At 59.6% G+C, this 25,927-nt stretch carries 28 protein-coding genes; 6 read left to right on the top strand and 22 right to left on the bottom strand.

Translation table 11 applies throughout. From position 1 onward, the window contains the following. Window positions 1-30: 30 nt before the first annotated feature. The 4 genes from BFC21_RS08935 to gcl form a co-directional block, all read right to left on the bottom strand. Complete coding sequence (locus tag BFC21_RS08935; RefSeq protein WP_088377702.1) at window positions 31-918, bottom strand: urea transporter; 888 nt, start codon at window positions 916-918, stop codon at window positions 31-33. Between the two features lie 143 nt (window positions 919-1,061). Continuing rightward, window positions 1,062-1,952, bottom strand: coding sequence for a 2-hydroxy-3-oxopropionate reductase (locus BFC21_RS08930; RefSeq protein WP_095003459.1), 891 nt, complete (start codon window positions 1,950-1,952; stop codon window positions 1,062-1,064). A 152-nt stretch (window positions 1,953-2,104) separates the two neighbouring features. Further along, window positions 2,105-2,887, bottom strand: a complete 783-nt coding sequence (hyi, locus tag BFC21_RS08925) for a hydroxypyruvate isomerase (protein ID WP_088377701.1) — start codon at window positions 2,885-2,887, stop codon at window positions 2,105-2,107. Window positions 2,888-2,942: 55 nt separating this feature from the next. After that, complete coding sequence (gene gcl / locus BFC21_RS08920; protein ID WP_095003460.1) at window positions 2,943-4,718, bottom strand: glyoxylate carboligase; 1,776 nt, start codon at window positions 4,716-4,718, stop codon at window positions 2,943-2,945. Between the two features lie 266 nt (window positions 4,719-4,984). On the opposite strand from gcl, the gene BFC21_RS08915 reads away from it, so the two are divergent. Next, a complete protein-coding gene (locus BFC21_RS08915) occupies window positions 4,985-5,425 on the top strand; it encodes a heme-binding protein (protein WP_088377699.1) in 441 nt (146 codons plus the stop codon). A gap of 121 nt (window positions 5,426-5,546) precedes the next feature. On the opposite strand, the gene BFC21_RS08910 is transcribed toward BFC21_RS08915, so the two are convergent. Then, window positions 5,547-6,152: a TetR/AcrR family transcriptional regulator gene (locus tag BFC21_RS08910; protein ID WP_016781509.1), complete on the bottom strand. Its 606-nt coding sequence runs from the start codon at window positions 6,150-6,152 to the stop codon at window positions 5,547-5,549. A gap of 132 nt (window positions 6,153-6,284) precedes the next feature. Between BFC21_RS08910 and BFC21_RS08905 the strand changes: the two genes are divergently transcribed. Next, entirely contained in the window at window positions 6,285-7,226 is a 942-nt protein-coding gene (locus BFC21_RS08905) for a DUF808 domain-containing protein (RefSeq protein ID WP_088377698.1), read from the top strand. On the opposite strand, the gene BFC21_RS08900 is transcribed toward BFC21_RS08905, so the two are convergent. After that, window positions 7,223-8,425, bottom strand: coding sequence for an MFS transporter (locus BFC21_RS08900; protein ID WP_088377697.1), 1,203 nt, complete (start codon window positions 8,423-8,425; stop codon window positions 7,223-7,225). The two genes, BFC21_RS08905 and BFC21_RS08900, sit on opposite strands and share 4 nt — an antisense overlap. 274 nt (window positions 8,426-8,699) lie before the next feature. On the opposite strand from BFC21_RS08900, the gene BFC21_RS08895 reads away from it, so the two are divergent. Then, the gene (locus BFC21_RS08895) at window positions 8,700-9,302 is read left to right on the top strand and encodes a TetR/AcrR family transcriptional regulator (protein WP_095003463.1); all 603 of its coding nucleotides are present in this window, start codon (window positions 8,700-8,702) and stop codon (window positions 9,300-9,302) included. A 19-nt stretch (window positions 9,303-9,321) separates the two neighbouring features. On the opposite strand, the gene BFC21_RS08890 is transcribed toward BFC21_RS08895, so the two are convergent. The 8 genes from BFC21_RS08890 to puuE all read right to left on the bottom strand — a co-directional run bounded on the left by BFC21_RS08890 (window position 9,322) and on the right by puuE (window position 17,297). Then, window positions 9,322-10,107 (bottom strand): outer membrane protein OmpK, encoded by a 786-nt coding sequence (locus BFC21_RS08890; protein WP_086797835.1) that lies wholly within the window; start codon window positions 10,105-10,107, stop codon window positions 9,322-9,324. A 358-nt stretch (window positions 10,108-10,465) separates the two neighbouring features. Next, window positions 10,466-11,251 carry an outer membrane protein OmpK gene (locus tag BFC21_RS08885; RefSeq protein WP_095003464.1) on the bottom strand — a complete coding sequence of 262 codons (786 nt, stop codon included), beginning with the start codon at window positions 11,249-11,251 and terminating at the stop codon, window positions 10,466-10,468. 135 nt (window positions 11,252-11,386) lie between these two features. Continuing rightward, the gene (locus tag BFC21_RS08880; protein ID WP_029611490.1) at window positions 11,387-12,751 is read right to left on the bottom strand and encodes a nucleobase:cation symporter-2 family protein; all 1,365 of its coding nucleotides are present in this window, start codon (window positions 12,749-12,751) and stop codon (window positions 11,387-11,389) included. A gap of 84 nt (window positions 12,752-12,835) precedes the next feature. Further along, window positions 12,836-14,125 carry a urate hydroxylase PuuD gene (locus tag BFC21_RS08875; RefSeq protein ID WP_088377694.1) on the bottom strand — a complete coding sequence of 430 codons (1,290 nt, stop codon included), beginning with the start codon at window positions 14,123-14,125 and terminating at the stop codon, window positions 12,836-12,838. Window positions 14,126-14,173: 48 nt separating this feature from the next. Further along, the gene (locus tag BFC21_RS08870; protein WP_088377693.1) at window positions 14,174-14,677 is read right to left on the bottom strand and encodes an ureidoglycolate lyase; all 504 of its coding nucleotides are present in this window, start codon (window positions 14,675-14,677) and stop codon (window positions 14,174-14,176) included. Window positions 14,678-14,798: 121 nt separating this feature from the next. Further along, window positions 14,799-15,794, bottom strand: a complete 996-nt coding sequence (alc, locus tag BFC21_RS08865; RefSeq protein ID WP_088377692.1) for an allantoicase — start codon at window positions 15,792-15,794, stop codon at window positions 14,799-14,801. Between the two features lie 61 nt (window positions 15,795-15,855). Next, window positions 15,856-16,371 carry a 2-oxo-4-hydroxy-4-carboxy-5-ureidoimidazoline decarboxylase gene (gene uraD, locus BFC21_RS08860; protein WP_088377691.1) on the bottom strand — a complete coding sequence of 172 codons (516 nt, stop codon included), beginning with the start codon at window positions 16,369-16,371 and terminating at the stop codon, window positions 15,856-15,858. Beyond that, window positions 16,368-17,297, bottom strand: coding sequence for an allantoinase PuuE (gene puuE / locus BFC21_RS08855; protein WP_086797827.1), 930 nt, complete (start codon window positions 17,295-17,297; stop codon window positions 16,368-16,370). The genes uraD and puuE overlap by 4 nt, the downstream gene beginning before the upstream one ends. Window positions 17,298-17,671: 374 nt before the next feature. Here puuE and uraH point away from each other — a divergent pair, with 374 nt between their 5' ends. After that, window positions 17,672-18,025, top strand: a complete 354-nt coding sequence (uraH, locus tag BFC21_RS08850; protein ID WP_016781497.1) for a hydroxyisourate hydrolase — start codon at window positions 17,672-17,674, stop codon at window positions 18,023-18,025. 237 nt (window positions 18,026-18,262) lie between these two features. On the opposite strand, the gene BFC21_RS08845 is transcribed toward uraH, so the two are convergent. From BFC21_RS08845 to BFC21_RS08830, 3 genes are all read right to left on the bottom strand, one after another. Continuing rightward, window positions 18,263-18,889, bottom strand: coding sequence for a LysE family translocator (locus BFC21_RS08845; RefSeq protein ID WP_016781496.1), 627 nt, complete (start codon window positions 18,887-18,889; stop codon window positions 18,263-18,265). 60 nt (window positions 18,890-18,949) lie between these two features. Further along, window positions 18,950-20,299 (bottom strand): NCS2 family permease, encoded by a 1,350-nt coding sequence (locus tag BFC21_RS08840; RefSeq protein ID WP_088377690.1) that lies wholly within the window; start codon window positions 20,297-20,299, stop codon window positions 18,950-18,952. Window positions 20,300-20,587: 288 nt separating this feature from the next. Then, window positions 20,588-21,028, bottom strand: coding sequence for a MarR family winged helix-turn-helix transcriptional regulator (locus BFC21_RS08830; RefSeq protein WP_088377689.1), 441 nt, complete (start codon window positions 21,026-21,028; stop codon window positions 20,588-20,590). Between the two features lie 82 nt (window positions 21,029-21,110). On the opposite strand from BFC21_RS08830, the gene BFC21_RS08825 reads away from it, so the two are divergent. Then, entirely contained in the window at window positions 21,111-22,277 is a 1,167-nt protein-coding gene (locus BFC21_RS08825; protein WP_016781493.1) for a PLP-dependent aminotransferase family protein, read from the top strand. 10 nt (window positions 22,278-22,287) lie between these two features. Next, complete coding sequence (locus BFC21_RS08820) at window positions 22,288-22,890, top strand: glutathione S-transferase family protein (protein WP_120265983.1); 603 nt, start codon at window positions 22,288-22,290, stop codon at window positions 22,888-22,890. A gap of 150 nt (window positions 22,891-23,040) precedes the next feature. Here the strand turns inward: BFC21_RS08820 and BFC21_RS08815 are convergent, their stop codons facing one another. The 5 genes from BFC21_RS08815 to BFC21_RS08795 form a co-directional block, all read right to left on the bottom strand. Then, the gene (locus tag BFC21_RS08815) at window positions 23,041-23,412 is read right to left on the bottom strand and encodes a glutathione S-transferase N-terminal domain-containing protein (RefSeq protein ID WP_095003471.1); all 372 of its coding nucleotides are present in this window, start codon (window positions 23,410-23,412) and stop codon (window positions 23,041-23,043) included. Between the two features lie 100 nt (window positions 23,413-23,512). Beyond that, window positions 23,513-24,058: a GTP cyclohydrolase I FolE gene (gene folE, locus BFC21_RS08810; RefSeq protein ID WP_003442011.1), complete on the bottom strand. Its 546-nt coding sequence runs from the start codon at window positions 24,056-24,058 to the stop codon at window positions 23,513-23,515. Between the two features lie 77 nt (window positions 24,059-24,135). Then, window positions 24,136-24,693: a Smr/MutS family protein gene (locus BFC21_RS08805; RefSeq protein WP_016781490.1), complete on the bottom strand. Its 558-nt coding sequence runs from the start codon at window positions 24,691-24,693 to the stop codon at window positions 24,136-24,138. 63 nt (window positions 24,694-24,756) lie between these two features. Continuing rightward, a complete protein-coding gene (locus BFC21_RS08800; protein ID WP_088377688.1) occupies window positions 24,757-25,077 on the bottom strand; it encodes a hypothetical protein in 321 nt (106 codons plus the stop codon). Between the two features lie 144 nt (window positions 25,078-25,221). After that, window positions 25,222-25,812 carry a cysteine hydrolase family protein gene (locus BFC21_RS08795; RefSeq protein ID WP_088377687.1) on the bottom strand — a complete coding sequence of 197 codons (591 nt, stop codon included), beginning with the start codon at window positions 25,810-25,812 and terminating at the stop codon, window positions 25,222-25,224. Between the last annotated feature and the right edge of the window lie 115 nt (window positions 25,813-25,927).

Raw genomic sequence — 25,927 nt, 5'->3', positions numbered from 1 at the left:
TCGATGCCCAAATGTCAGAAGATTCGAGTATTAACGCTCAATGCGCAACCTGCATTGTTCTTGTGCGGGGCGCAGGATGCGCACACTGGCGTGGACCAGCCAGCAACCGAGGATAAAGGGGGCGGTCAGGGGCGCCAGGCCCAGGGCAATAAAGCCCGGCGTGATCAGCAAGGTCACGATGATGCCCGCCACGGGCAGCCAGGGCCGGCGTGGTTGCTGGCTCAGGGCCAGAGCAGCGAGGGCAGGGTTATAGCCAGCCAGGCCGCTGAGGGCGGCGGCAGTGTCCTGTTGATACAGGCTAAACAACATGCCGGCCAATGCCCCCGTGATTGCCCATAGCGCCGCCCGCCAACTGCTGAGCCACAGGCCGATAACGATCAACAGCCCGGCCAGCGGGTGTGGCAGCAGCATGACCTGGGCAACGCCCTTGAACAGCCCCTGTGCCAGTGTGAAGCCATTGACTGCCTGGGTGTGGTCCACGGCTTGAGCAGGCGGGTTGCTCAGGTGCAGCAGGATCCAGCCAATGCCCACAAACGGCGCGGTATAGGCCAGCAGACTTTGCCCGTGGCTGGCGCGCTTGAGCCACTGGTGTACGAGCATCGTACTCAGCCCGGCACTGGCAATGATCAGCAAGGGCAGCAGGGCCGACCATTCAAGCTGGTGGCTGAGCAGTAAGCCGAGCAGGATGCCGTTGTAGCTGTAGAGGCCCGCCTGGCGCTCGGCCTTGGGGTAGTCGCGCCGTTGCGCGGTGAGGAGCCCGGCAATACCGCCAAGCAAGGCGCCACCGAGCAGGGTGGGGGCACTGATCAGGATGGCCAGCAGGCACAGCACGCCGCACAGAGGATGACGCTGGAGGAAGATCTGGCTGAACCCGGCGCACAGGGCCGTCGCCCAGTCGGGGCAGGGGTTTGAACTCATGATTGTTACCTGGTAGTCGCCGCCGAGGCACGAAGGCTGCGAGCTCTTGATTGGCTCCCTGCATGATCAAGAACTCGCAGCCTTCGTGCCTCGGCAGCGACTACAGGTAGTGCGGTCTCCCCAAAAAGGAGAGACCGGTGGGCTTACTTGTCGCGAATCGAGAAGTTGGCCATGTGTTCCAGGCCCTTGATCAGCGCCGAGTGGTCCCAGTTGCTGCCGCCGATGGCCGCACAGGTGCTGAACACTTGCTGGGCATTGGCGGTGTTGGGCAGGTTGATCCCCAGTTCGCGAGCACCGGCCAGGGCCAGGTTGAGGTCCTTCTGGTGCAGGCTGATACGGAAGCCCGGGTCGAAAGTGCCCTTGATCATGCGTTCGCCATGCACTTCGAGGATTTTCGAAGAGGCAAATCCGCCCATCAGCGCTTCGCGAACCTTGGCCGGGTCGGCGCCGTTTTTCGCAGCAAACACCAGGGCTTCAGCCACGGCCTGGATATTCAGGGCGACGATGATCTGGTTGGCCACCTTGGCGGTCTGGCCGTCGCCATTGCCGCCCACCAGGGTAATGTTCTTGCCCATGTTCTGCAGCAGGGGCAGGGCACGGGCGAAGGTTTTTTCGTCACCGCCGACCATGATGCTCAGGGTGCCGGCCTTGGCGCCGACCTCACCGCCGGATACTGGCGCGTCGAGGTACTGTGCGCCCTTGGCGTTGATTTTTTCAGCGAAGGCCTTGGTTGCGGTAGGTGAGATCGAGCTCATGTCGATCACCACCTTGTTCGGGCTCAGGCCCGCAGCGATGCCGTCTTCACGGAACAGCACGTCCTCGACCTGCGGGGTGTCCGGCACCATGACGATGATGAATTCGGCTTCCTGGGCCACTTCGCGCGGGCTGGCCAGGGCGATGGCGCCGGCAGCGACCAGGTCGGCCGGGGCGGCGCCGTGGTGGGTCGACAGAAACAGGCTGTGCCCGGCTTTCTGCAGGTTGCTGGCCATAGGTGAACCCATGATGCCGGTGCCGATAAATCCGATTTTAGCCATGACAAATCCTCTTGTTTTTATTAAGGCAAATGCAGAGCGGGTAGGGTGGAAGCTGGTTTGATGTAGGAGCGGGCTTGCTCGCGATTGGATCGCAGCGGTGTCACTGATGCACCGCGTAGTTGCCATCGCGAGCAAGCCCGCTCCCACAGGTGTTACACCGCGTTATGGGTTTTGAGCCAGGCAAGACCGGCTTCGGTGCTGGTCAGCGGCTTGTACTCACAGCCCACCCAGCCCTGATAGCCGATGCGGTCGAGGTGGTCGAACAGGAAGCGGTAGTTGATTTCGCCCGTGCCCGGCTCATGGCGGCCCGGGTTGTCGGCCAGCTGGATATGGTTGATCTGCGCCAGATGGGTTTGCATGGTGCGGGCCAGGTCGCCCTCCATGATTTGCATATGGTAAATGTCGTATTGCAGGAACAGGTTGGCGCTGCCGACCTTTTCCTGGATCGCCAGGGCCTGCTTCGTGTTGTTGAGGTAGAAGCCTGGAATGTCGAGGGTGTTGATCGATTCCATCACCAACTTGATGCCCACCGCTTGCAGCTTGTCGGCGGCGTATTTGAGGTTGGCAACGAAGGTGTTTTCGACCGTGGCGTCGTCCACGCCCTGGGGGCGGATGCCGGCCAGGCAGTTGATCTGGTCGTTGCCCAGCACTTGCGCGTAAGCAATGGCCAGGTCGACCCCGGCACGGAACTCTTCAACCCTGTCCGGCAGGCAGGCAATCCCGCGCTCACCCTTGGCCCAGTCGCCGGCCGGCAGGTTGAACAGCACCTGGGTCAGTTTGTTGGCTTCCAGTTGCGCCTTGATATCGGCCGAGTTGTAGTCGTAGGGGAACAGGTATTCAACGCCATGAAAACCAGCGTTGGCAGCCGCTTGAAAACGGACAAGGAAATCCTGTTCAGTGAACAGCATGGACAGGTTGGCGGCAAAACGCGGCATGGTGGACTCCTGTGGTTCCCTCTCCCGTGGGAGAGGGCGAAGTAAGGGCTATTGATTAATCCAGCATCGAAATGGCGGTCGGTGCATCGTTACCCACCAGCGCCAGGTCTTCAAATTCATTTACGGCGTTGATTTCGGTGCCCATCGAGATATTGGTCACGCGTTCCAGAATAATCTCCACGATTACCGGTACGCGGAACTCCTTGATCAGCTCCTGGGCCTTGCGCAGGGCAGGCTGGATATCACCCGGTTCGAACACACGCAAGGCCTTGCAGCCCAGGCCTTCGGCGACCGCAACATGGTCGACGCCGTAGCCATTGAGTTCAGGTGCATTGAGGTTGTCGAAAGACAGCTGCACGCAGTAGTCCATTTCAAACCCGCGTTGTGCCTGACGGATAAGTCCCAGGTAGGAGTTGTTCACCACGACATGGATATACGGCAGGTTGAACTGTGCGCCCACGGCCAGTTCTTCGATCATGAACTGGAAGTCGTAGTCGCCCGACAACGCCACCACATTGCGGCTCGGGTCGGCCTTGACCACCCCCAGCGCTGCTGGAATGGTCCAGCCCAACGGGCCGGCCTGGCCGCAGTTGATCCAGTGACGCGGTTTGTAAACGTGCAGGAATTGCGCACCGGCAATCTGCGACAAACCAATGGTGCTGACGTAGCAGGTGTCCTTGCCGAATACCTGGTTCATCTCTTCGTACACGCGCTGCGGCTTGACCGGCACGTTGTCGAAGTGGGTCTTGCGCTGCATCGTGGCCTTGCGCTGCTGGCAGTCCTGCAGCCAGGCGCTGCGGTTTTTCAGCTTGCCGGCGGCTTTCCATTCGCGGGCCACTTCAAGGAACACCTTGAGCGCAGCACCGGCGTCGGAAACGATGCCCAGGTCCGGGTTGAATACGCGGCCGATCTGGGTCGGCTCGATATCCACATGAATGAATTTGCGGCCTTCGGTATAGACATCCACCGAACCGGTATGACGGTTGGCCCAGCGGTTGCCGATGCCCAGGACCACATCTGACTTGAGCAGGGTGGCGTTGCCATAACGGTGCGAGGTTTGCAGGCCGACCATGCCCACCATCAGCGGGTGGTCATCGGCGATGGTGCCCCAGCCCATCAGTGTCGGGATCACCGGAATGCCGGTCAGTTCGGCGAACTCCACCAGCAGGTCGCTGGCGTCGGCATTGATCACGCCGCCACCGCTGACCAGCAGCGGGCGCTCGGCCTGATCGAGCATGGCCAGGGCTTTCTCTGCCTGCAGCCGGTTGGCCGTAGGCTTGGCCAGTGGCAGCGGTTCGTAGGCGTCGATATCGAATTCGATTTCAGCCATCTGCACGTCGAACGGCAAATCGATCAGTACCGGGCCAGGACGCCCGGAACGCATTTCGTAAAAGGCTTTCTGGAAGGCGTAAGGCACCTGCCCCGGCTCCATCACCGTGGTTGACCACTTGGTGACGGGCTTGACGATGGTGGTGATGTCGACGGCCTGGAAGTCTTCTTTATGCATGCGCGCCCGTGGAGCCTGGCCTGTGATGCACAGAATCGGGATCGAGTCGGCCGAAGCGCTGTACAGGCCCGTCACCATATCGGTGCCTGCCGGGCCCGAAGTGCCGATGCACACGCCAATATTGCCGGCCTTGGTGCGGGTGTAGCCCTCGGCCATGTGCGAGGCGCCTTCGACGTGGCGAGCAAGGACGTGATCGATGCCACCGACCTTTTGCAGGGCCGAGTACAGCGGGTTGATGGCGGCACCCGGGATACCGAACGCGGTATCGACACCTTCGCGACGCATCACCAGAACGGCGGCTTCGATTGCTCTCATTTTGCTCATTGTTTTGTGCCTCTTACGTTTTGTAATTGTATACAAGTGGCTGTTGAGCGAGTGTATTCATCCTCCACCATGCAGGTCAATGGCTTTTATCGAATCAGTGACTGTCGAGTCGCGAGCCCTGTATTTAGGCTGTGGCGTCGATATTTAATTTTTAGGCAGCTAAAAATTGTATACAAAGTGCATTTGTATTGTGTTCTATTATTGTTATCCGGTGCGCCTTTCGAGGTGTGCAGAAGGCTTTCCATAACAAGATAAGGATGGCAACCATGAGTGCTTTAACCTTGAAAGTCGCTTTAGAACTGACCGCCCGGGCCTTGAGCATCGGGCGTCAGATCAATGCCGCGCCGTTGACGGTGGTGGTGCTCGACAGTGGCGGGCATTTGCTGGCGTTGCAGCGCGAAGACGGGGCCAGCCTGCTGCGCCCGAGCATTGCGATAGGCAAGGCCTGGGGTGCGATTGCACTGGGTAAGGGTTCGCGTTTGCTGGCGCTGGACGCGCAACAGCGTCCGGCATTTTTTGCGGCACTTAACGGTATGGGTCAGAGCGACGTGGTACCGGCGCCGGGCGGGGTGTTGATCCGTGATGAGGCGGGGCAGGTGATTGGCGCAGTGGGTATCAGCGGTGATACCTCGGATATCGACGAACAATGTGCGATCAGCGCGATCGAGGTGCTGGGCTTGCGGGCGGATGCGGGTGTGGTGGTCTGACCACAGGCCTTTGCTGTCTGTGGGAGCTGGCTTGCCTGCGATTCAGGCGCTACGGTGTGCCTGTTAAGCCGCGTCGATACTATCGCGAGCAAGCCCGCTCCCACAGGTTTTGTGCAGGCCTTCAGTCAGGCGTGCAACCCTTGAGCACCAATCGGATAATGGTCTGTGTAGCCGCTTCGTAGTCGCTGTCGTCGAGTTTGGCCTTGCCGGTAATGGCCGAGATCTGCCAGTCAAAGTCGGCGTAGGTCTGGGTCGCGGCCCAGATGCTGAACATCAGGTGATGAGGGTCAATGGCGGCGATCTGGCCACGGTCGATCCAGGTCTGGATGCAGGCGATATTGTGCTGGGCCTGGCCGTTGAGCTGTTCGACCTGTTTTTCGCTCAGGTGCGGGGCGCCGTGCATGATTTCACTGGCGAACACTTTGGAGGCAAACGGCAGGTCGCGGGAAATCAGGATTTTTGAGCGGATGTAGTTGCTCAGCACTTCGTTGGGTTCGCCATCGGCATTGAACGGCGTCGATGCCCGCAGAATCGGCTCGATAATGCTCTCAAGCACCTCGCGATAGAGGTTTTCCTTGGATTTGAAATAATAGTAGACGTTGGGCTTGGGCACGCCGGCCTTGGCCGCGATGTCGCTGGTTTTGCTGGCGGCGAAACCCTTGTCAGCGAATTCCTCACTGGCGGCACGCAAAATCAGTTCTTTGTTACGCTCGCGGATACTGCTCATAAACCCGATATGTCCTTGCCGGCTGGGGCGGTGGGGCATGGTAGCACCGGGCTTGCAAGCGGCTCAAGATTGCAGCTTTGCGGCCGGCACGCGCTATGCTTGTGGCCATTCAATCTTAAAGGACGTTTTCTTATGGCTGGCAGTAGCCTGCTGATGTTGCTCGACGATATCGCCGCCGTGCTCGATGACGTCGCACTGATGACCAAAGTGGCCGCCAAAAAAACCGCCGGTGTGCTGGGTGACGACCTTGCACTCAATGCCCAGCAGGTCTCGGGCGTGCGCGCCGACCGGGAGTTGCCGGTGGTGTGGGCCGTAGCCAAGGGGTCGTTTCGCAACAAGGCGATTTTGGTCCCTGCGGCGCTGGCCATCAGTGCCTTTGCACCGTGGGCGGTCACGCCGCTGTTGATGGTGGGTGGTGCTTATCTGTGTTTCGAGGGGTTCGAGAAGGTCGCCCACAGCCTGACCCACAACAAGGCCGATGCCCAAAGCCAGCGCCAGGCCCTGCAGGAGTCGCTGGCCGGTGCTGATGTGGATGTGGCGGCGTATGAAAAGGACAAGGTCAAGGGCGCCATTCGCACGGACTTTATTCTGTCCGCCGAAATTATTGCCATCACCCTGGGGATCGTCTCCGACTCACCGTTGATGCAGCAGGTGGTGGTGTTGTCGGGCATTGCCATTGTGATGACGGTCGGGGTGTATGGCGTGGTGGGGGGCATTGTCAAACTCGACGATGGCGGCCTGTACCTGAGCAAAAAAACCGGCGACGGGGCCTGGCCACGGTTCCAGCGCAGTTTTGGCCGCGGTGTGTTGAATGCCGCCCCATACATGATGAAAAGCCTGACCGTGATCGGCACAGCGGCCATGTTTATGGTCGGCGGCGGCATCCTCACCCACGGTGTGCCGCCGTTGCATCACTGGGTTGAAGGCGTGGCACAAGACAGCGCGCAATGGCTGGGCGTGGTCTCGGCCATCGTGCCGACCCTGCTCAACGCCGTCGCCGGCATCATTGCCGGCGCGGTGGTGCTGGCGGTGGTGTCCGTTGCAAGCAAGGTCTGGCACGCCATCAAGGCTTAGGCGCAGGCGGCGCGGGGCAGGGTGCTGTCTTGCAGCAGGCGGTAGCCGAGCACGGCGAACAGCAACATGATGCCGCCAGCTGCCAAAGACACGGTGAAGCCGGCTTGGGCGCCGTACGCGTCCACCACCCAGCCGCCGAGCACCGCGCCCAGGGCGACACCCATGCCCAGGCCGGTGATCATCCAGGTCAGGCCCTCGGTCAGTTTGGCCGGCGGGACGATGTTTTCCACCAGGCCCATCGCGGTGATCAGGGTCGGGGCGAAGAACAGCCCTGCCACCAGCATGCCGACGGCCAGCGTGGCGATGCTGTCGGCCCACAGCAGCGGTACCATCGTGATGGACGTGGCCAGTGCGCCGAGCACAAACAGCCTGGGCAGCGGCATGTTCAACTTGAGCATGCCGAACACCAGCCCGGCAGCGCACGACCCCAGGGCGTACATCGACAGCACGATGCTGGCGGCAGCCGGTTGGCCCTGATGCTGGGCAAAGGCCACGCTGACCACATCCACCGTACCGACAATCGTGCCCAACCCCAGCAGGGCCAACAGCAAGACCACCACCGCGCCCTGGCGCAAAACCGTGCCGTGGTGCTCGCTGCTGCGCGGGTGTACCGGTGGCTCGGTGTTACGTTGCAGCACAAACACGCTGACGCCAATGGCTAGCAGGATGGCTGCCGCCAGTGGCCCGGCCTGGGGGAACAGCGCGACGCTCAGGCCCACGGAAATCGGCGGGCCGATAATAAAGCTCACTTCATCGAGTACCGACTCGAACGAGAACGCCGTGTGCAGTTTGGGCGAGCCGCGGTACAGCTCGGTCCAGCGTGCCCGCACCATCGCCGACATGCTGGGCATGCAGCCTGACAGTGCGGCAAACACAAACAGGGTCCAGTCGGGCGCGGCAAAATGGCTGCACAGCAGCAGGGCCAGCAGACCGCTGACGCCAATGGCGGTGACGCCGGGCAGGATGCGGCTCTGGCCGTAGCGGTCGACCCAGCGCGAAATCTGCGGCGCCAGCAGGGCCGTGGCCAGGGCGAAGGTGGCGGCTACGCCGCCGGCGAGCCAATAGGAGCCTTGCAGTTGTGCCAGCATGGTGATGATACCGATGCCGACCATTGAGATCGGCATCCGTGCGATCAGGCCCGCACCGCTGAAAGCCTTGGTGCCGGGGGCGCTGAAAATCTCGCGATAGGGGTTGGCCATACAAGCTCCGGAACAGTGTTGGGGGTTGCTCTTGTAGCAGCTGCCGAAGGCTGCGTTCGGTTGCGAAGCAACCGTAAAACCGGTGAATGCGGTTTTCCTGAGTATCCGCATTCACTGGTTTTACGACGACTGCGTCGCCGAACGCAGCCTTCGGCAGCTGCTACGGGAATGTGTGAGTGCCGGTAATCACATACGCAGCGTATGTAGAAATATACGCATACACGGCGTATGTCAATTAACATACGTCGCGTATCCAAAAATAAAGGTGACAGGCATGGCGCCCAAAGCGCGGTCGCAAATGATTGAAGAAACCCGTGGCAAGCTGCTTGAAGCTGCCCGTCTGGCTTTCAGTTCAGTGGGCTATGCCCGAACGTCGATGGACGAATTGACCGCCTCGGTGGGGTTGACCCGTGGCGCGCTGTATCACCATTTTGGTGACAAGAAGGGGTTGTTCAAGGCCGTGGCCCAGCAGATCGATGCCGAGCTGGATGCGCAGCTGGCGCAGGTGCTTGAGCAGGCGGAGAGCCTGTGGCAAGGTTTTCAGGATCAATGCCGGCTGTATCTGGAAATGGCCCTGCAAGTCGAAGTGCAGCGCATTCTTTTGCGTGATGCGCCTTCGGTGCTGGGTTCGCAGTATGTACAAAACACCCAGTCGGTGTGCTGCCTGTCGATGGCATCGATGCTGCAAAGCCTGATGGACACCGAGGTGATTCAACGCACCGATCCCGAGGCGCTGGCGCGGCTGATTCAGGGCGGGTTGATGGATGCGTCGTTCTGGATTGCCGAAGCTGACGACCCGCCGCAACGTCTGGCCGCTGCGCTGGACAGCCTGGACCTGATGCTGCGGGGGTTGTTGCTGGTGCCCCAGACGCGTTGACGCGCCTGGGAGCGGCGGATCAGAAGTGGTACTTGATCAGCAGGCTGGTGGTGTTCTGATTGGTTTTGAATGCGCCGCTGTCTTCGATGCCGTACTTGTTTTTCCAGTAGTCGTATTCCACACCGACGTACAGTTGCTTGGCACTCCAGCTCAGGGCCTTGCCCAGGTCGTATTTGACCTGCGGGTTGAAGTGCAGGTTGGCATGGTAGGTGCCACGGGAGTTCTCGTCGTTGTCGACCACCCAGTCCATGTAGCCGTCGATCAGCACATCGGAGTTGCCCAGGGGCAGGGTGTAGGACCATACCGGGGTGATCTGCCACACGCCTCGGCCGGCGCGGCTGCCTTCCGGGAAGCGCTGGTAGAAGTTCAACTGGAAGTAGTCAAAGCCCGGCACGTTCAGGTCGAAACCCGGGCCGATCAGGTAGGCATCGGTATCGCCTTCGCCAAACTCGTAAGTCATGGCCAGCAGCACGTCCTTGATCGGGCCGAATTCAAACTTCTGGTCGAAGATCTTGCCGAACGACAAACGCGGGGTGAATTCACCGTAATAGGTGTTCGGGCCGACGTTGCCGTCTTTCTTGCCGTTGTAAAAGATACGGTCAAGGAAGAAGAAGTTGTCACCGTACTTCCAGCTGTCAGCATGCTCGAAGGTCATGGTTTGCTGAATTTTTGGATTGACCTGGAAGTCTTTGCCGTACAAGTAAGTCAGGCTGTTGGTTTGCCATTGCAGCAGGTCGCCGGCGACTGCCGGAGCCCCGCCCAGCATGCTCCCCGCAAGCATCAGGCTGGTCAGTGTGCGCTTCATTCGGTTAGCTCCAAAAAATAAAAAGTCGTGCAGTAGTGAGAACGTGGTGCTCGGTAATGGCGCCTTGGTTCCGGGTGTTAAAAGTTGCCTTTACGGTCAGCTTTAATGCGTTTAGCAAGTTCGGGGCCATGCCTGTTTTATAGCCATGAATAATCCCTCCACTGTGTGTTGGCAGTTGAGTGCAGGGGGCGGCAGGTAGGCCTTAAACCTTTGATATAAAGGCAAAAAGTTGGCTTTTAAGTCAGCTTTGAATAACGTCGCGTTTAAGCGGGCGCGCAGGATACGGGCTCTGGCGTTTTCACTCAAGTGCTCTGTTATCGCCCGCAGTGAGCAATAACAGAGCGTGCACACTCTTTACTTAGAAGTGGAATTTGATCAGGGCGCTGGCGGTGTTCTGGTTGGTGTCCAGGCGGCTGCTGCTTTCAATGCCGTACTTGTCCTTCCAGTAGCTGTATTCAATCCCGACATACAGCTGTTTTTCACCCACATTCAGGGCCTTGCCCAGGTCATATTTGATCTGCGGGTTGAAGTGCAGGTTGGAATGGTAGGTGCCGCGTGAGTTCTGATCGTTGTCCACCACCCAGTCCATGTAACCGTCGATCAACACATTGGAGCGGCCCACGGGGATGGTGTAGGAAAACGACGGGGTGATCTGCCAGACCCCGGTGCCAGGGCGCGGCCCCTCGGTATGGCGACGATAGAAATTAAGGGTGAAGTAGTTGAAGCCCGGCACCGCCAGGTCAAAGCCCGGACCGATCAGGTAAGCCTCGCTGTCGCCTTCGCCGTACTCGTAGGTCATGGCCAGCAGCACGTCCTTGATCGGGCCGTATTCGAATTTGCGGTCGAAAATCTTGCCGAACGACAGGCGCGGGCTGAACTCGCCGTAATAGGTGTGTGGGCCTTTATTGGGGTCATCCTTGCCGTTGTAGAAGATGCGGTCGACAAACAGGAAGTTGTCCCCGTACTTCCATTTGTCGGCATGTTCGAACGTAACGGTTTGCTGGATCGAAGGGTTGATCGCGAAGTTCTTGCCGTACAGGTAGGTCAGGCTATTGGTTTGCCATAAAAACAGGTCCCCGGCCATGGCCTGGCTGGCAGCCAGAAACCCACCCGCGAGCGTGACGCCCCAGTGTTTGCAGTTCATGGATAACTCCCTTTTATTATTGTTTTGTGTCAGATGCTGGCAAATCTGTGGGAGCGGGCTTGCTCGCGATTCAGGCACTGCGGTTGTTCAGGTAAACCGCGGTGATCCGATCGCGAGCAAGCCCGCTCCCACAGGTCAGTGCTGATGCACATGCCCGCTCATGGCTGCGCGTTCGGAGCCGCCCAGCACATTGAACATCAGGTTCAGGCACACCGCGCTGACGGCGGCCATGGCGATGCCGCTGTGGGTGATGGGGTCCATCCACAGGGGCAGGTGGGCGAAGAACTCGGGGCGCACCACCGGGATCAGGCCCATGCCGATGCTCACGGCCACCAGCAACTGATTGCGGCGGTCGGCGATGTCGGCTTCCTGGAGGATCTTGATCCCGGTGGCCGCCACCATGCCGAACATGGCAATGGCGGCGCCACCCAATACCGCAGGCGGAATCGAGGCCACCAGATACGCCGCTTTCGGCAGCAGGCTGAGGGTGATCAGGAAGATACCGGCCATGATCGTCACCGAGCGGCAACGCACGCCTGTCATCTGCACCAGGCCAATGTTCTGGGCGAAGGAGGAATGGGTAAAGGTGTTAAAAAAACCGGCGATAAACGAAGCGCCCGCGTCACACAACAAGCCGCGACGCAGCATGCGTGGGGTGACTTCCTGATCAGTGATCTTGCCCAGCGCCAGGAACATCCCGGTGGACTCGACAAAAATGATCACCACCACCAGGCACATCGAAAGGATCGGCGCCAAATGAAACTCTGGCATGCCGAAGTGCAACGGGGTGACAACCTGGAACCACGGCGTATTGTCCAGGCCGGAGAGGTCGACCATGCCAATGGCGCCGGAAAGCACATAGCCCAGGGCCATGCCGATCAACACCGACACATTGACCCAGAAGCCGCGCATAAAACGGTTGATCAACAGGATGGTACCCAGCACCAGGGCCGCGATGGCCAGGTACACCGGTGAGCCGAATTGTGCAGCCGCACTGCCGCCACCGGCCCAGTTGACCGCAACCGGGAACAGCGACAGGCCGATCGACGTGATGACCGTGCCGGTAACCAGAGGCGGGAAGAAGCGCACCACCTTGGACATAAATGGCGCAATGATCATTCCGAAAAAGCCCGCGGCGATGGTCGCGCCGAAGATCCCGGTCAGGCCGATACCCGGCATTCCGGCCATTGCCACCATGCTGCCAACGGCGGCAAAACTGGCGCCCATCATGACCGGCATGCGGATACCCATTGGGCCGATGCCCAGTGATTGCACGATGGTAGCCACGCCTGCGACCAGCAGGTCGGCGTTGATCAAGAAGGCGATTTCTTCACGACTCAGGCCGGCGGCCTGTCCGATGATCAGCGGCACGGCCACGGCGCCGCCATACATCAGCAGCACATGCTGCAAACCGACCAGGATCAGTTGCAGCATGGGTAGCCGCGCCAGCGGCGGCGGGGCGGTCACGGCGGGTATGCGCGGTTCGGTTAAATCGGACATGCAACACCTCGGTCATTCTTATTGTTGTGAGCTGGTGGTGTGTACTTGCGGGCGCAACACGGCTGCGCCCGCAACGTCTTTGCGTCAGTTGGTCCGGGCTCCTGCATTGATCCAGGCACCGACCAGGTCACGTTCCTGCTGGGTCATCTGGGTGATGTTGCCCAGTGGCATGATCGGCGTGACGACGGCCTGGGCCTGAATGCGCGGGGCCATCAGCTGGATCTGTTGCGCGGTGTCGAACATCACGCCTGCCGGAGCCGCACTGAACAACGGGCTGCTTGGCGTGGCGGAATGGCAGACTGTGCAGCGTTCCTGGATGACCTTGTGGACCTGCTCGAAATCGACCGTGGCCACGGCTGCTGCGGGGGCTGCGGGTGCGGTTACCGGAGCAGGCGCATCGGCGGCCTTGACCCCGCCCAGGGCGGTTTCCGGCAGCGGTTGGTACTTGATCACCTTGGCGGTGTCTGGCGCTGTCGATACAGGCTTTGGACCGGTAACGTAGGCCAGGCAGATCATGCCCAGGGCTGCGACCGGCAAGGTCCAGGCATATTTGTGGCTGTCGTGACGGGTGTTGAAGTAGTGACGCACCAGCACGGCCAGTACCGCAATCCCGGCCAGGATCAACCAGTTGTACTGGCTGCCGTAGGTGCTCGGGAAGTGGTTGCTGATCATGATGAACAGCACCGGCAAGGTGAAGTAGTTGTTGTGGCGCGAGCGCAGCAGGCCCTTGGCCGGCAGTGCCGGGTCGGGGCTGCGGCCTTCCTTGATTGCCGCGACCAGGGCACGTTGTGCCGGCATGATGATGCGGAACACGTTACCGACCATGATGGTGCCGATGATGGCGCCCACATGCAGGTAAGCGCCACGCCCGCTGAACACCTTGCTCAGGCCGAACGCTGCTGCCACCAGCAGTACAAACAGGATGAAACCGAGCAACGCCGGGCGCTTGCCCAGGGCGGAGTCGCACAGAAAGTCGTAAACGAACCAGCCGGCAATCAGCGAGCCGATACCGATGGCCACGGCTTCGGGGCCGCTCATGCTGCTGCCCGGAGCAATCAGGTACAGCGCGGGGTTGAAGTAGAACACCAGGCAGAGCAGGGCGATGCCTGACATCCAGGTGAAATAGGCTTCCCATTTAAACCAGTGCAGGTTTTCCGGCATGGTCGGGGGGGCCAGCTTGTATTTTTCCAGGTGGTAGATACCGCCGCCGTGAATCGCCCACAGATCGCCCGCCAGGCCATCCTTGGGGTTGGCCCGGTTGAGGTTGTTTTCCAGCCAGACGAAATAAAACGACGCGCCAATCCAGGCCACACCGGTGATCATATGAATCCAGCGCACGCTCAGATTCAGCCATTCCATTAGATGTGCTTCCACAGTCTTTACCTCTTGCCCGTCACTCTTTTGTGAGTGTTGGACCTTCTCTTATTGGTGGGGGGCGAGGAACAACAACTGATCCTCTTTAAAGAAATGCTCATCGCAGTTATTGCCGCTGCCACTGCGATCAACCACCAGGAAGTCATCCCGCTTTTCGATCGTCAGCACCGGGTGGTGCCAGACGCCGCGATGGTAATTGATGCCCTGCCTGCCATTACTGACAAAGGCGCGGACCAGGCCCGATACAGGTTCATCGCCAATGGGCGCGACCACGATCAGAAAGGGGTTGCCGAGCAGCGGAACAAAAGCCTGGCTGCCCAACGGATGGCGCTCCAGCATGCGTACGGTAAAGGGCATGTCCTGCGCTTCTGCGCGGAAAATGCTGATGATCGCCTTGTCCTCTGGCGTAGCCGTTTCGACCTCGGCCAGACGATGAAAGCGCATGGTCGAACCGTTGTTGATCATGAAGTGGTCGCTGCCATCGGTTTCAATCACGTCACCGAACGGGGCGAAGGCTTCTTTGGTCAGCGGTTCAATCATCAATGTGCGCATGGTGGTCTTCTTATTCGGGTTTCTGTGGTGTCAGTTTTGTCGCTATCGCGGGCAGGCCCGCTCCCACAGGGTGAATATCTTTCAAATGTGGGAGCGGGCTTGCCCGCGATGGGTTCAGCGCTTATTTGGCGACTTTGCCCAATACGCGGATGCGGCTTACACCACCGTCCGGGAACAGGTTGAGACGGATGTGGGTGATCGGGCCGAGGTTTTTCAGTTGCTCGCTGTAGGTATGTTCTGCGTGCATTTCCATTTTTTGGCTCGGCAGCAGTTCACGCCAGAACAGCGACTGGGTTTCGATCTGGCTGTCGGTACCGCCCTTGACGTACGCGCCCTGGATCGAGCAGCTGTCCGGGTAGTTGCCCTTGAAGTGCAGGGTGTCGACGATGATTTTCTCGATCTCGCCCGGGTGGCCCAGCGCGACGATGACCCAGTCGTTGCCCGGGGTACGACGACGTGCGGTTTCCCAGCCGTCGCCCATGTTGATGCCACGGCCCGGGTTGAGGATGTTGCTCATACGCCCGAAGTGTTCGTCGGAGCAGGCGAGGGCGCGGCCACCGTTGAGGGCCGCGGCCAGGTCGATCTGTTCGTTGTCGCCCACGGCTGACCAGTCACGGAACGGTACGCCGTATACACGCAGACGTGCTACGCCGCCATCAGGGTAGATGTTGAAGCGCAGGTGGCTGAAGGCCTGGTCGTTGCTGATTTCGTGGTAGTGATGGCTGTTGCCCTGCAGCTCGACGGCCGACAGCACTTCCACCCACTGGGTGTTTTCATTGGGTTCGCCCGAGGCCAGGAAGCAGGCCTCCAGCGAGGCAGACGGCGGGAAGTTGCCGGTGAAGAATGAAGTGTCGATGTCCACACCCTTGATCGAGCCGGGCACGCCGAGGCGGATGACAGCACTGTCATAGCCTTCGAAGCGCTTGCGGCGGGACTCCCAGCCGTCCATCCACTTGCCGTTGTCATCGAAAACGCCCTCCTTCCATACGGCCGGGGTCGGCTGGAACATGCGGTTGGCGTCGGCAAACCAGTCATCGGTTACCGAAACGATTTTGGTGCCCAGGCGGGCATCGGCCAGGTTGACGAACTTCTCGAAAGGTACGGCGTAAGCTTTCATTCTTCTTGTCTGCCTTTAAATGAGTGGCTGGAGATGCGTCATCGGCACATGCCGGTTCGGCTTAGAGCTGGAGTAATCGGAACAGGGCGATTTTGTTGATTTCTGCCAACGCGCATTTGAACTCGACGTCTGTCGGGTTATGGATGCGGGTTTCGAACGCGGCGAGGATCTGGTGCCGGTCGCTGCCTTTTACCGCCATGATGAAGGGAAACTTGAACTTGGCTTTGTAGGCCTCGTTCAGCTCGGTGAAGCGCTGGAACTCTTCGGCCGTGCATTGGTGAATACCGGCGCCAGCTTGTTCGTTGGTGCTGGCTTCGGTCAGTTGGCCCTGGACGGCTGCTTTGCCGGCCAGGTCCGGGTGAGCGTTGATCAGTGCCAGCTGGCTGGCGTGATCGGCGCTCAACAAAATGTCACTCATGCGCTGGTGCAGGGTTTCGATCTGATCGACGCTGCTGTCCAGGCCCAGGTCGTAAGCCTTTTCGGCAACCCAGGGCGAGTGTTCGTAGATATCGGCAAAAGCCGCCACGAAGGCTTCACGGCTCAGTTGTGAAGGCTTGAGGGTCTTGAAGGCGCTCATTTGGCGGTCTCTGCAACAAAAGGGTGGGTGGCGTGCCAGTGGCGGGCGATGTCCACACGGCGGGTGAACCAGACCTGCTCGTGACTCTTGGCGTATTCGATAAAACGCTTGAGCGCGGCGAGACGCGCAGGGCGGCCAATGAGGCGGCAATGCAGGCCGATGGATAGCATTTTCGGCGACTCTGCGCCTTCGGCGTACAGCACATCGAAAGCATCCTTGAGGTACTGGAAGAACTGTTCGCCGGTGTTGAAGCCCTGCACCTGGGTAAAGCGCATGTCATTGGTGTCCAGGGTGTAGGGGATTACCAAGTGCGGTTTGCCGGTGGGGTTGTTGGGCTCCCAGTAGGGCAGGTCGTCGTCATAGGTGTCGCAGTCGTACAAAAAGCCGCCTTCTTCCATCACCAGGCGCCGGGTATTGGGGCCGGTGCGGCCGGTGTACCAGCCCAGTGGGCGTTCGCCACTGATTTCGGTGAGGATGCGGATGGCTTCGAGCATGTGTTCACGCTCTTGCGCTTCGTCCATGTACTGGTAGTCGATCCAGCGATAGCCGTGGCTGCAGATCTCATGCCCGGCCTCGACCATGGCGCGGATCACATCCGGGTGGCGCTGGGCGGCCATTGCCACGGCAAACACCGTAAGTGGAATATCGAACTCGCGAAACAGCTTGAGGATGCGCCACACGCCGGCACGGCTGCCGTACTCGTACAGCGACTCCATGCTCATGTTGCGCTCGCCCTGCAGCGGTTGGGCCGACACCATTTCCGACAGGAAGGCTTCCGACTCCTTGTCACCGTGCAGGATGTTGCGCTCGCCGCCTTCTTCGTAGTTGAGTACAAAAGACAGGGCGATACGGGCGTTGCCCGGCCAATGCGGATGTGGAGGGTTTGGGCCGTAACCAATCAGGTCGCGTGGGTAGTCAGCGCTCACTGCAGTCTTCCTTATTGTTCGTGGTAACAGTCGATTGGCCAGACCTGGCGTCACTGCGATGAGCTGATTGTATACAACTTTACATTTTATTTGTAACCCTGAATTTTCCTATTTCTACCACGATTTGTCCTGAAAGAGTACTTGCAAGAAACCTGCCTGATTGGTCAGTTTATGGGTGCGAGGTCTCTAAGGGCTGCGGCTTTGACGACTAATGCCGTGCAGGCCCCGTCGTTTATGGGGATGCGCAGATTGTCATTTTTAATTGTGTACAATTTTTTTGATAAATGTCTTAATCGTGTCTTCGCCGAGCCTTTTGGTGCGCCAAAAGGGTGCGGCAACGGTTTTATTCACCGACTCGGGAGGTCGCAGAATCAATGGGACGTTTGACTACGCACGTTTTGGATGCCGCACACGGCTGCCCGGGCAGCTCGATCAAGGTCGAGCTGTATCGGGTTGAAGGTTCGGGGCTGGAGTTGGTCGCTACAGCGCTGACCAATAGCGATGGCCGTTGTGACGCGCCGTTGCTGGAGGGGGATGCCTACCGTTCCGGGGTTTACCAGGTGCAGTTCAGTGCCGGTGATTACTACCGTGCACGCGGTGTGAAATTGCCGGAGCCGGCGTTTCTGGACGTGGTGGTACTGCGTTTCGGCATCAGTGCCGAGCAGGATCACTACCATGTACCGCTGCTGATTTCGCCGTACAGCTACTCGACCTATCGCGGTAGCTAACCGTTTTCGATCTGCGCATGTGGTTATTTGCCCGCTCACACTGCGGGCTTTTTTTTGTCTGCCGAATTGTCGTAAAACTGTAGCAGTTGCCGAAGGAACGAGGCTGCGTTCGATTGCGAAGCGATCGTAAACCTGAGGCCGCGATTTAACTGATAGAACGCGGATTCAGATTCTACGACGGCTACGCCGCCGGACGCAGCCTCGTTCCTTCGGCAGCTGCTACGGGGTTGGATGCAACTAGCGGCTCAGCAACGATGCCGTGCCCGCTACGCTGAACAACCCGGCGCTAACCCGGTTGAACCAGCTCTGGCCCTTGCCGCTGCGCAGGTAGCCCGCCGCACCGTGGGCCCCCAGGCCGTAGGCCAGCTTGCACAGCAGGTCGAGCACGGTCCAGGTGGCGATCATCACCAGCAACTGGTTGAGAAACGGCAGGTCGGGGTTGAGAAATTGCGGCAAAAAGGCCGCAAAAAACAGAATGTCCTTCGGGTTGCTGGCCCCCAGCACAAACGCGCGCCCAAACAGGGCACCAAAGCGCGGTATGGGTGCAGCATCCGGCACGTTGGTGACAGTGGCTGGCTGACGCGATTGTTTCCAGCTCTGCCAGGCCAGGTAAAACAGATACAGCGCCCCGACGATCTTCAGCGCACTGAAGAGTTTTTCCGAAGCCAGCAGCAAGGCGCCCAGGCCCAGGGCCGAAGCACTGAGCAGGCAGATCGAGGCAAACACCCCGCCTAAAAAGGCCGGATATGAGCGGCGCAAGCCGTAGTTCAGGCTGTTGCTGATCATCAATAACGACAGTGGCCCCGGAATCAGGATTACCACCAATGCCGCGCTGCTGAACAGCAGCCAGGTTTCCAGACTCATCACTTCCTCCCAAACAACAAAGGCCCCGCGTCATTGCAGGGCCGATTGATACCGCCCGGTTTACAGGTAAATAAACTTGGCGATGAAAATAGCGCAGAGCACCCACAGACTGACGGAAATTTCCCGGTATTTGCCGGTGCCCGCCTTGAGTGCCACATAACTGATAAAACCCAGGGCAATGCCGTCGGCGACCGAGAACGTCATGGGCATCATGATCATGGTCACAATGGCCGGGATGCAGTCGGTCGGCTCTTCCCAGTTGATGTGCTGCATACCGCCCATCATCAGCATGGCCACATAAATCAACGCGCCTGCCGTGGCGTAAGCGGGGATCATGCCTGCCAGCGGGGCAAAGAACATCGCGGCCACAAACAGCACGCCCACGGTGACGGCGGTGAGCCCGGTTCGCCCGCCTGCAGCAACGCCGGCGGCACTTTCGACATAGCTGGTCACCGGCGGTACGCCGACCACGGCGCCGAACACGCTGGAGGCGCTATCGGCCTTGAGTGCCCGGGACAGGTTTTCGATCCTGCCGTCGGCCTTCACCAGCCCGGCCCGCTGGGCCACGCCCATCAGGGTGCCGGCGGTGTCAAACATATGGACAAACAAAAAGGCCAGCACCACGCTGATCATGCTGATGTTGAACACACCCTTGAGGTCCATGGCCATCCACGTCGGGGCCAGGCTCGGCGGTGCCGACAGGATGCCGTTGTAATGCACCAGGTCCAGGCCCCAGCCGGCCAGGGTGACCGCGATGATGCTGATCAGGATGGCGCCGAACACACGGTGATAGCTCAGTATCGCAATCATCAAAAAGCACACCGCCGCCAGCAGCGGCGCGGGGTCGCGCAACGAGCCGAGCTTGATCAGGGTGGCCGGGCTGTCGACGATAATGCCCGAGGTTTTCAGGCCGATGATCCCCAGAAACAACCCCACCCCCGCGCCCATCGCATAGCGCAGGCTGACGGGGATGCTGTTGAGCAGCCATTCACGCACCCGCGACAGGGTCAGAATCAAAAACAGCACACCGGAGACAAATACCGCACCCAGTGCCGTTTCCCAGCTGTAGCCCATAGTTCCGACCACGGTGTAGGTAAAAAACGCATTCAGTCCCATGCCCGGCGCCAGGCCTACTGGCCAGTTGGCATAAAGCCCCATCAGCAGGCTGCCCAGCGCGGCGGCGATACAAGTGGCGACGAAGGCCGCACCATGATCGATACCGGCATCGGCCATGATGTTGGGGTTGACGAAGATGATGTAGGCCATGGTGATAAAGGTGGTCAGCCCGGCGATCAGTTCGGTTTTCACCGTGGTGCCATGCAGCGACAGTTTGAACAGGCGCTCCAGCCAGCCACGGGAGGAGGGCGATGCAAGTTCAACGACGGGTATTTCTGACTTTTGGCTGTCCACGGTGATTCCTCAGGCTTTTATTGTTTTTAAGGGCACTGGTTGAGGCGAGAGACGGTTTTTCTGACTTTGAGGTCAAGAACGCAAGTGAAGTGAATTATGCTTTTGTATACAAAAAAAGCAAATAATGTTTTTTTAGATTGTGTTCGGAAAGTGATGGGTGGGCGCCAGTGTTTTGTGGGAGCGGGCTTGCCCGCGATGGGATCGCTGCGGTGCTGCTGGAGTACTGCGGCGCCTGCATCGCGGGCAAGCCCGCTCCCACAACCAGCCAGTGCCTTCAGGCACCCTGCTTTAAAGCTGGCGGCTCTGGCCCAGGGCGTGGTTGATCGCCAGCCAGCCATTTACCGCGTCTTCACCAGCCTGGGCGAACACCCTTTGCAGCAGTTTGACTTGTTCGCGGCGCAGGTTTTTCTCGAAGGCCACACCGTCGGCAGTCAGCTCCAGCAAGCGTTTGCGCTTGTCGGTCTCGGGCGCAACGCTGCGTACCAGGTCCATTTCGATCAACTGACGCAAGGGCGTGTTGAGGGCCTGCTTGCTCACGCCGAGCAAGGTCAGCAGTTCCTTGACGCTGACACCGGGGTAGTGGGCGATAAAAAAAACAATACGCTGGTGTACCCGGCTCAACCCACGACGTGCCAGCATTTCATCCGCCTTGGCGGTAAATGCTTGATAGCCAAAGAAGAAGGCTTCCATGGCAGCGCGCTGAGTGGTCGGATTTTTAAGGTCAAGCATATTGACGTATCTAGGGTTCGCGGCGTAGTTTCGGTCAAGCAGTTTGACTTATTTCCAATTACTTCCGCTACCGGTGATCTGTATGGCCTTCTCCGAACGTGTTTCCCGCCTGAAAAGCTCTTTGATTCGTGAAATTCTGGCTGCGGCCCAACGTCCGGAAGTCATGTCTTTCGCTGGCGGGCTACCGGCCGAGGCCATGCTGCCCAAGGTCGACTGGACCGATATGCCTGCCTCGATGGGCCAGTACGGCATGAGCGAAGGCGAACCGGCACTGCGTGAAGTGCTGGCTGCAGAAGCCCGCGCGCTGGGGGTTGATTGCGATGCGAGCCAGGTGATGGTACTCAGCGGTTCGCAGCAGGCGCTGGACCTGGCGGCCAAGCTGTATATCGACAAGGGCACCGAAATCATGCTCGAAGCGCCGACCTACCTGGCGGCGCTGCAAATCTTTCAATTGTTCGGCGCTGAGTGCCTGTCGTTCCCGCTGCAAGCCGATGGCCCGGACCTGGCTGCGTTGCGTGTACAGCTGGAAAAACACAGCCCGGCATTTATCTACCTGATCCCGACATTCCAGAACCCGTCTGCCGTGCGTTACAGCGAAACCAAGCGCGACGCCGTAGCGGCCTTGCTCGACGAGTTCGGTGTGACCCTGATTGAAGACGAACCGTACCGCGAGCTGAACTTCGACGGTGGCAGCGCCACGCCGATTGTCAGCCGCCTGAAAAAAGCCAGCTGGATCTACACCGGCACCGTGTCCAAGACCCTGTTGCCGGGCCTGCGTGTTGGCTTCCTGATTGCCAGCCCCGACCTGTTCCCGCACCTGCTGCGCCTCAAGCAATCGGCTGACCTGCACACCAACCGTGTTGGCCAGTGGCAGGCCTTGCAGTGGATCGGCACTGAAAAAATGAGCAATCACCTGGCTGAACTGCGTGATTTCTACCGCGTGCGCCGCGATGGTTTCCAGCTGGCGCTGGAGGAACACTTCTCGGATCTGGCTGACTGGCATGTGCCGCAGGGCGGGCTGTTCTTCTGGCTGACCCTCAAGCAACCGTTCGATACCCGCACTCTGCTCAAGCCTGCGCTGGAACAGAACGTGGCCTTTATGCCGGGCGAGCCGTTCTTCGCCAACCCGGACCAGAACGTGGGCAGCCTGCGTCTGAACTTCAGCCACATCGACCCGGCGCGCCTGCATGAGGGCCTCAAGCGTCTGGCCAATGTGATTCGTCAGGCCCAGGCGGCCCAGGCGGCCTAAGGGAGGCGCGATGCTCAAGGTTTATGGCGATTACAATTCGGGCAACTGCTACAAGATCAAGCTGATGCTGCATTTGCTGGGGCTTGAGTACCAGTGGTTTGCGGTGGACATCCTCAAGGGTGAGACCGAAACCCCGGAGTTTCTGGCGAAAAACCCCAACGGCAAAGTGCCGGTGCTGGAGCTGGAAGACGGTACCTGCCTGTGGGAATCCAACGCGATTCTGAACTACCTGGCCGACGGCAGCGAGTTTTTGCCGGTCGAACCGCGCTTGCGCACCCAGGTGCTGCAATGGCAGTTTTTCGAGCAGTACAGCCATGAGCCTTACATTGCGGTGGCGCGCTTTATCCAGTTCTACCTGGGGCTGCCCCAGGAGCGTCTTGAGGAGTACCGCAAGCTGCAAAAACGCGGGTACAAGGCGCTGGACGTGATGGAGCAGCAGCTCAATCGCACACCGTATCTGGTGGGTGAGCAGTACTCGATTGCCGATGTGACGCTGTATGCCTATACCCATGTGGCCCATCAGGGCGGCTTTGATCTGGGTGGCTATCCAGGCATTCAGGCGTGGCTGGCGCGGGTGGCCAGTCATCCGCGGCATGTGGGGATGCTGGATTGAGCTGATCGCCCATAAAAAACCGGCCTTGAGCCGGTTTTTTTTTATGGGTGGGAGCGGGCTTGCCCGCGATGGCCTCAACGAGGCCATCCGGTCTAACTGTGTCGCCTGTATCGCGAGCAAGCCCGCTCCCACAGAAGGGGGGCGTGATCTTTAAACGTTGGCAAACCGCTGGTTCAGGTAATCAATGATCACCTTGGACTCATACATCCAGGTGGTTTTGCCATCTTCTTCAATCCGCAGGCACGGCACCTTGATCTTGCCGCCTTGCTCCAGCAGGGTCTGGCGGTCCTGCTCGTTGTTCTTCGCGTCACGCAGGGCCACTGGCACATTCAGGCGGCGCAGGGTGCGGCGGGTTTTTACACAGAACGGGCAGGCGTGGAACTGATACAGGGTCAGGCCCTTGGCAGCCTGGTCGACCTGTGCCTGAGCGGCGGCAGGGCGCTGCTTTTTGCTTGGACGGGTCACGAAATCGCCAGCGATGATGAGCTGACCCAGGCCTACGCGAAGCGCTTTGATAAACACAGTAAAAGCCTCATGGGCAAGTAAGAAGGTGGGCAGCTTACCTGAAATTGCGCAGGCGAAAAAAAACCGGCGATAAACGCCGGTCTTTTCGGTGCAGCAGTTACTTGATCAGGCTGAGAAACTCGCTGCGCGTGGCGGCGTTTTCGCGGAACTCACCCAGCATCACCGAGGTGATCATCGACGAGTTCTGCTTCTCGACACCGCGCATCATCATGCACATGTGCTTGGCCTCGATCACCACGGCAACGCCCAGGGCGCCGGTAACTTGCATCACTGCGTCGGCGATCTGGCGGCTCAGGTTTTCCTGGATCTGCAGGCGACGGGCGTACATATCGACAATGCGTGCCACTTTCGACAGGCCCAGCACCTTGCCGCTCGGAATATAGGCCACATGGGCCTTGCCGATAAACGGCAGCAGGTGGTGTTCGCACAACGAGTACAACTCGATGTCCTTGACCAGCACCATTTCGCTGTTGTCAGAGCTGAACAAGGCACCGTTGGTGACTTCTTCCAGGGTTTGCTCATAGCCGCGGCAGAGGTACTGCATGGCTTTGGCGGCACGCTTTGGCGTATCCAGCAGGCCTTCACGGGAAACGTCTTCGCCGAGTTGACCGAGGATCGCGGTGTAGTTTTGTTCCAGGGACATTAATCTACCTGTGGGATTTTTCGCAAAGAGTAAGGGTACGGGGGCTGGCACGACGCTGCAAGCGTGATGACACGCTGTTACTCGTCGCGCCCCTCCATCATGGTGCGTTTGAGCATCACATACACCGCGCCTGCGCCGCCATGTTTGGCCTGGCAGGAGCAGAAGCCCAGTACTTGGGAGTGCTGGCGCAGCCAGGTGTTGACGTGGCTCTTGATCATCGGGCGCTTGCCGTCCAGGCGCACGGCCTTGCCGTGGGTGACGCGCACGCAGCGCACTTCAAGGCGCACAGCTTCGCCAAGGAACTCCCAGAGGGTCTCGCGGGCCTTTTCGACGGTCATGCCGTGCAGGTCCAGGCTGCCTTCAAAGGCGATCTGGCCCAGCTTGAGCTTGCGCATCTGGCTTTCTTGCACGCCGTCACGGGCCCAGCTGAGTTGATCTTCGGGGCCTACATCAATCACAAACTGGTCTGACAGGCCGTCGATGATGGTCGTATTGCTGCGCACAATGGCGTTCTGGCGCAATTTGGCCAGCTGCGCACGGTCAGCCTTGGGTTTGCCGGTGTCGGCGCGATCATGCTTGATCGGTTTGACACCGCGGATCTCGTTTTTGAACAGGGAAAAGTCGTCGTCTTGCATGTCAGCCTCCGCGAAGGGCGGCCAGTTTACCCAAGTCGACGACAATCGGGCGGAGGATATGCGTCAGTCGTGCTTTTTCATCAGGTGGGGAGCCATGTTCAGGCCAAACGGCTTGCGCATCAGGCGCCGCCGGCGGCGCCACATCCACACCCCCAGCCAGCTCACCAGCACACCGAACACCAGCACCAGCGCTGCTCCTGCGGGGCTGGCATTAAGCTCGCCCAAGGCTCCCGGGCGGCCAATCAGGCTGGCGGCGCCGGCCAGCAGCAACAGCACGCCACACAGGATCAACAGTGCGGCAAACATCAGGACCAGGCGCGAGCCCCAGTCGCGGTGGGCCTTGGGGCGCAAGCGCCGTGCATCAAAACCATCGGAGATCTTCATTCCGATCTTTCCTTAAAGGGTATCGGCCCTTCGACCGGTACTTGGGCCGGTTGTTCCTGCTTGCCGTGAAATTGGCAATTGCTTGCGGGTAGCAGGGGCAGGGAAGGGCGGTTGCACAGGCCGCCCGTCCTGGCCCGGGGCCGATCAAATCAGGTGTTGGGTCAGCGTCAGGGTGGCAAAGTTGTCGTTCATGATGGCCATTTCGGCTTTTTGCACTTGCTCGGCGCTGATGATGCCATCTGCAGTCGGCAGGTCGCGAGTGGCGCAGGCGTCTGACACCAGGGTGCAGCGCAAGCCGTAGTCCTTGGCCGCGCGCACGGTGGTGCTGACGCTGGAGTGGCTCATGAAACCGCAGACGATGACATCCAGCGAGCCCAGGTTTTCCAGGGCCTTTTGCAGGCCGGTGTCGTTGAAGGCGTTGGGCATGCGCTTTTCGATGATCAGCTCATCACCCTGCGGCTCCAGGCCCTTGATGAACGCGCCACGCTCGCCCTGGGGGTCGAACATGCCGCCCACGGTGCCCAGGTGACGGATATGGATGACCGGGCGCCTGGCCTTGCGCGCAGCTTCAAGCAGACGGGCGATGTTGGCGGTGGCCGCGTCCATGCCGGACAGGGCCAGTGGCCCGCTCAGGTACTCATTTTGTGCATCGATGATCAGCAGGCTGGCATTGCTCAGATTGGCTGCGGCATAACCACGACCTGTGAGTTGAAACATCGTCTTTAAAGCGGGCATTCGGGGGCTCCTTTGAATGGGGCTTTTGAGACATTCTCCACTGGCGGAACGCTTATGTGAATCGCCTCGCGTGCAAGCGGTGTGGTTGTTGGCCTGCAGCGATGTCAAGAACTTG

This window comes from Pseudomonas sp. TMW 2.1634 (assembly GCF_001703595.1).
GTDB classification, from domain to species: domain Bacteria; phylum Pseudomonadota; class Gammaproteobacteria; order Pseudomonadales; family Pseudomonadaceae; genus Aquipseudomonas; species Aquipseudomonas fragi.
Note: the sequence above shows the minus strand (reverse complement) of the source record. Positions and strands in the feature narration are given on the sequence as shown.

Excerpts from the sequence above, each read along its gene's own strand:
- BFC21_RS08935 (WP_088377702.1), bottom strand. The coding sequence starts at position 918 with ATGAGTTCAAACCCCTGCCCCGACTGGGCGACGGCCCTGTGCGCCGGG.
- BFC21_RS08930 (WP_095003459.1), bottom strand. The coding sequence starts at position 1,952 with ATGGCTAAAATCGGATTTATCGGCACCGGCATCATGGGTTCACCTATG.
- hyi (WP_088377701.1), bottom strand. The coding sequence starts at position 2,887 with ATGCCGCGTTTTGCCGCCAACCTGTCCATGCTGTTCACTGAACAGGAT.
- gcl (WP_095003460.1), bottom strand. The coding sequence starts at position 4,718 with ATGAGCAAAATGAGAGCAATCGAAGCCGCCGTTCTGGTGATGCGTCGC.
- BFC21_RS08915 (WP_088377699.1), top strand. The coding sequence starts at position 4,985 with ATGAGTGCTTTAACCTTGAAAGTCGCTTTAGAACTGACCGCCCGGGCC.
- BFC21_RS08910 (WP_016781509.1), bottom strand. The coding sequence starts at position 6,152 with ATGAGCAGTATCCGCGAGCGTAACAAAGAACTGATTTTGCGTGCCGCC.
- BFC21_RS08905 (WP_088377698.1), top strand. The coding sequence starts at position 6,285 with ATGGCTGGCAGTAGCCTGCTGATGTTGCTCGACGATATCGCCGCCGTG.
- BFC21_RS08900 (WP_088377697.1), bottom strand. The coding sequence starts at position 8,425 with ATGGCCAACCCCTATCGCGAGATTTTCAGCGCCCCCGGCACCAAGGCT.
- BFC21_RS08895 (WP_095003463.1), top strand. The coding sequence starts at position 8,700 with ATGGCGCCCAAAGCGCGGTCGCAAATGATTGAAGAAACCCGTGGCAAG.
- BFC21_RS08890 (WP_086797835.1), bottom strand. The coding sequence starts at position 10,107 with ATGAAGCGCACACTGACCAGCCTGATGCTTGCGGGGAGCATGCTGGGC.
- BFC21_RS08885 (WP_095003464.1), bottom strand. The coding sequence starts at position 11,251 with ATGAACTGCAAACACTGGGGCGTCACGCTCGCGGGTGGGTTTCTGGCT.
- BFC21_RS08880 (WP_029611490.1), bottom strand. The coding sequence starts at position 12,751 with ATGTCCGATTTAACCGAACCGCGCATACCCGCCGTGACCGCCCCGCCG.
- BFC21_RS08870 (WP_088377693.1), bottom strand. The coding sequence starts at position 14,677 with ATGCGCACATTGATGATTGAACCGCTGACCAAAGAAGCCTTCGCCCCG.
- alc (WP_088377692.1), bottom strand. The coding sequence starts at position 15,794 with ATGAAAGCTTACGCCGTACCTTTCGAGAAGTTCGTCAACCTGGCCGAT.
- uraD (WP_088377691.1), bottom strand. The coding sequence starts at position 16,371 with ATGAGCGCCTTCAAGACCCTCAAGCCTTCACAACTGAGCCGTGAAGCC.
- uraH (WP_016781497.1), top strand. The coding sequence starts at position 17,672 with ATGGGACGTTTGACTACGCACGTTTTGGATGCCGCACACGGCTGCCCG.
- BFC21_RS08845 (WP_016781496.1), bottom strand. The coding sequence starts at position 18,889 with ATGAGTCTGGAAACCTGGCTGCTGTTCAGCAGCGCGGCATTGGTGGTA.
- BFC21_RS08830 (WP_088377689.1), bottom strand. The coding sequence starts at position 21,028 with ATGCTTGACCTTAAAAATCCGACCACTCAGCGCGCTGCCATGGAAGCC.
- BFC21_RS08825 (WP_016781493.1), top strand. The coding sequence starts at position 21,111 with ATGGCCTTCTCCGAACGTGTTTCCCGCCTGAAAAGCTCTTTGATTCGT.
- BFC21_RS08820 (WP_120265983.1), top strand. The coding sequence starts at position 22,288 with ATGCTCAAGGTTTATGGCGATTACAATTCGGGCAACTGCTACAAGATC.
- folE (WP_003442011.1), bottom strand. The coding sequence starts at position 24,058 with ATGTCCCTGGAACAAAACTACACCGCGATCCTCGGTCAACTCGGCGAA.
- BFC21_RS08805 (WP_016781490.1), bottom strand. The coding sequence starts at position 24,693 with ATGCAAGACGACGACTTTTCCCTGTTCAAAAACGAGATCCGCGGTGTC.
- BFC21_RS08800 (WP_088377688.1), bottom strand. The coding sequence starts at position 25,077 with ATGAAGATCTCCGATGGTTTTGATGCACGGCGCTTGCGCCCCAAGGCC.
- BFC21_RS08795 (WP_088377687.1), bottom strand. The coding sequence starts at position 25,812 with ATGCCCGCTTTAAAGACGATGTTTCAACTCACAGGTCGTGGTTATGCC.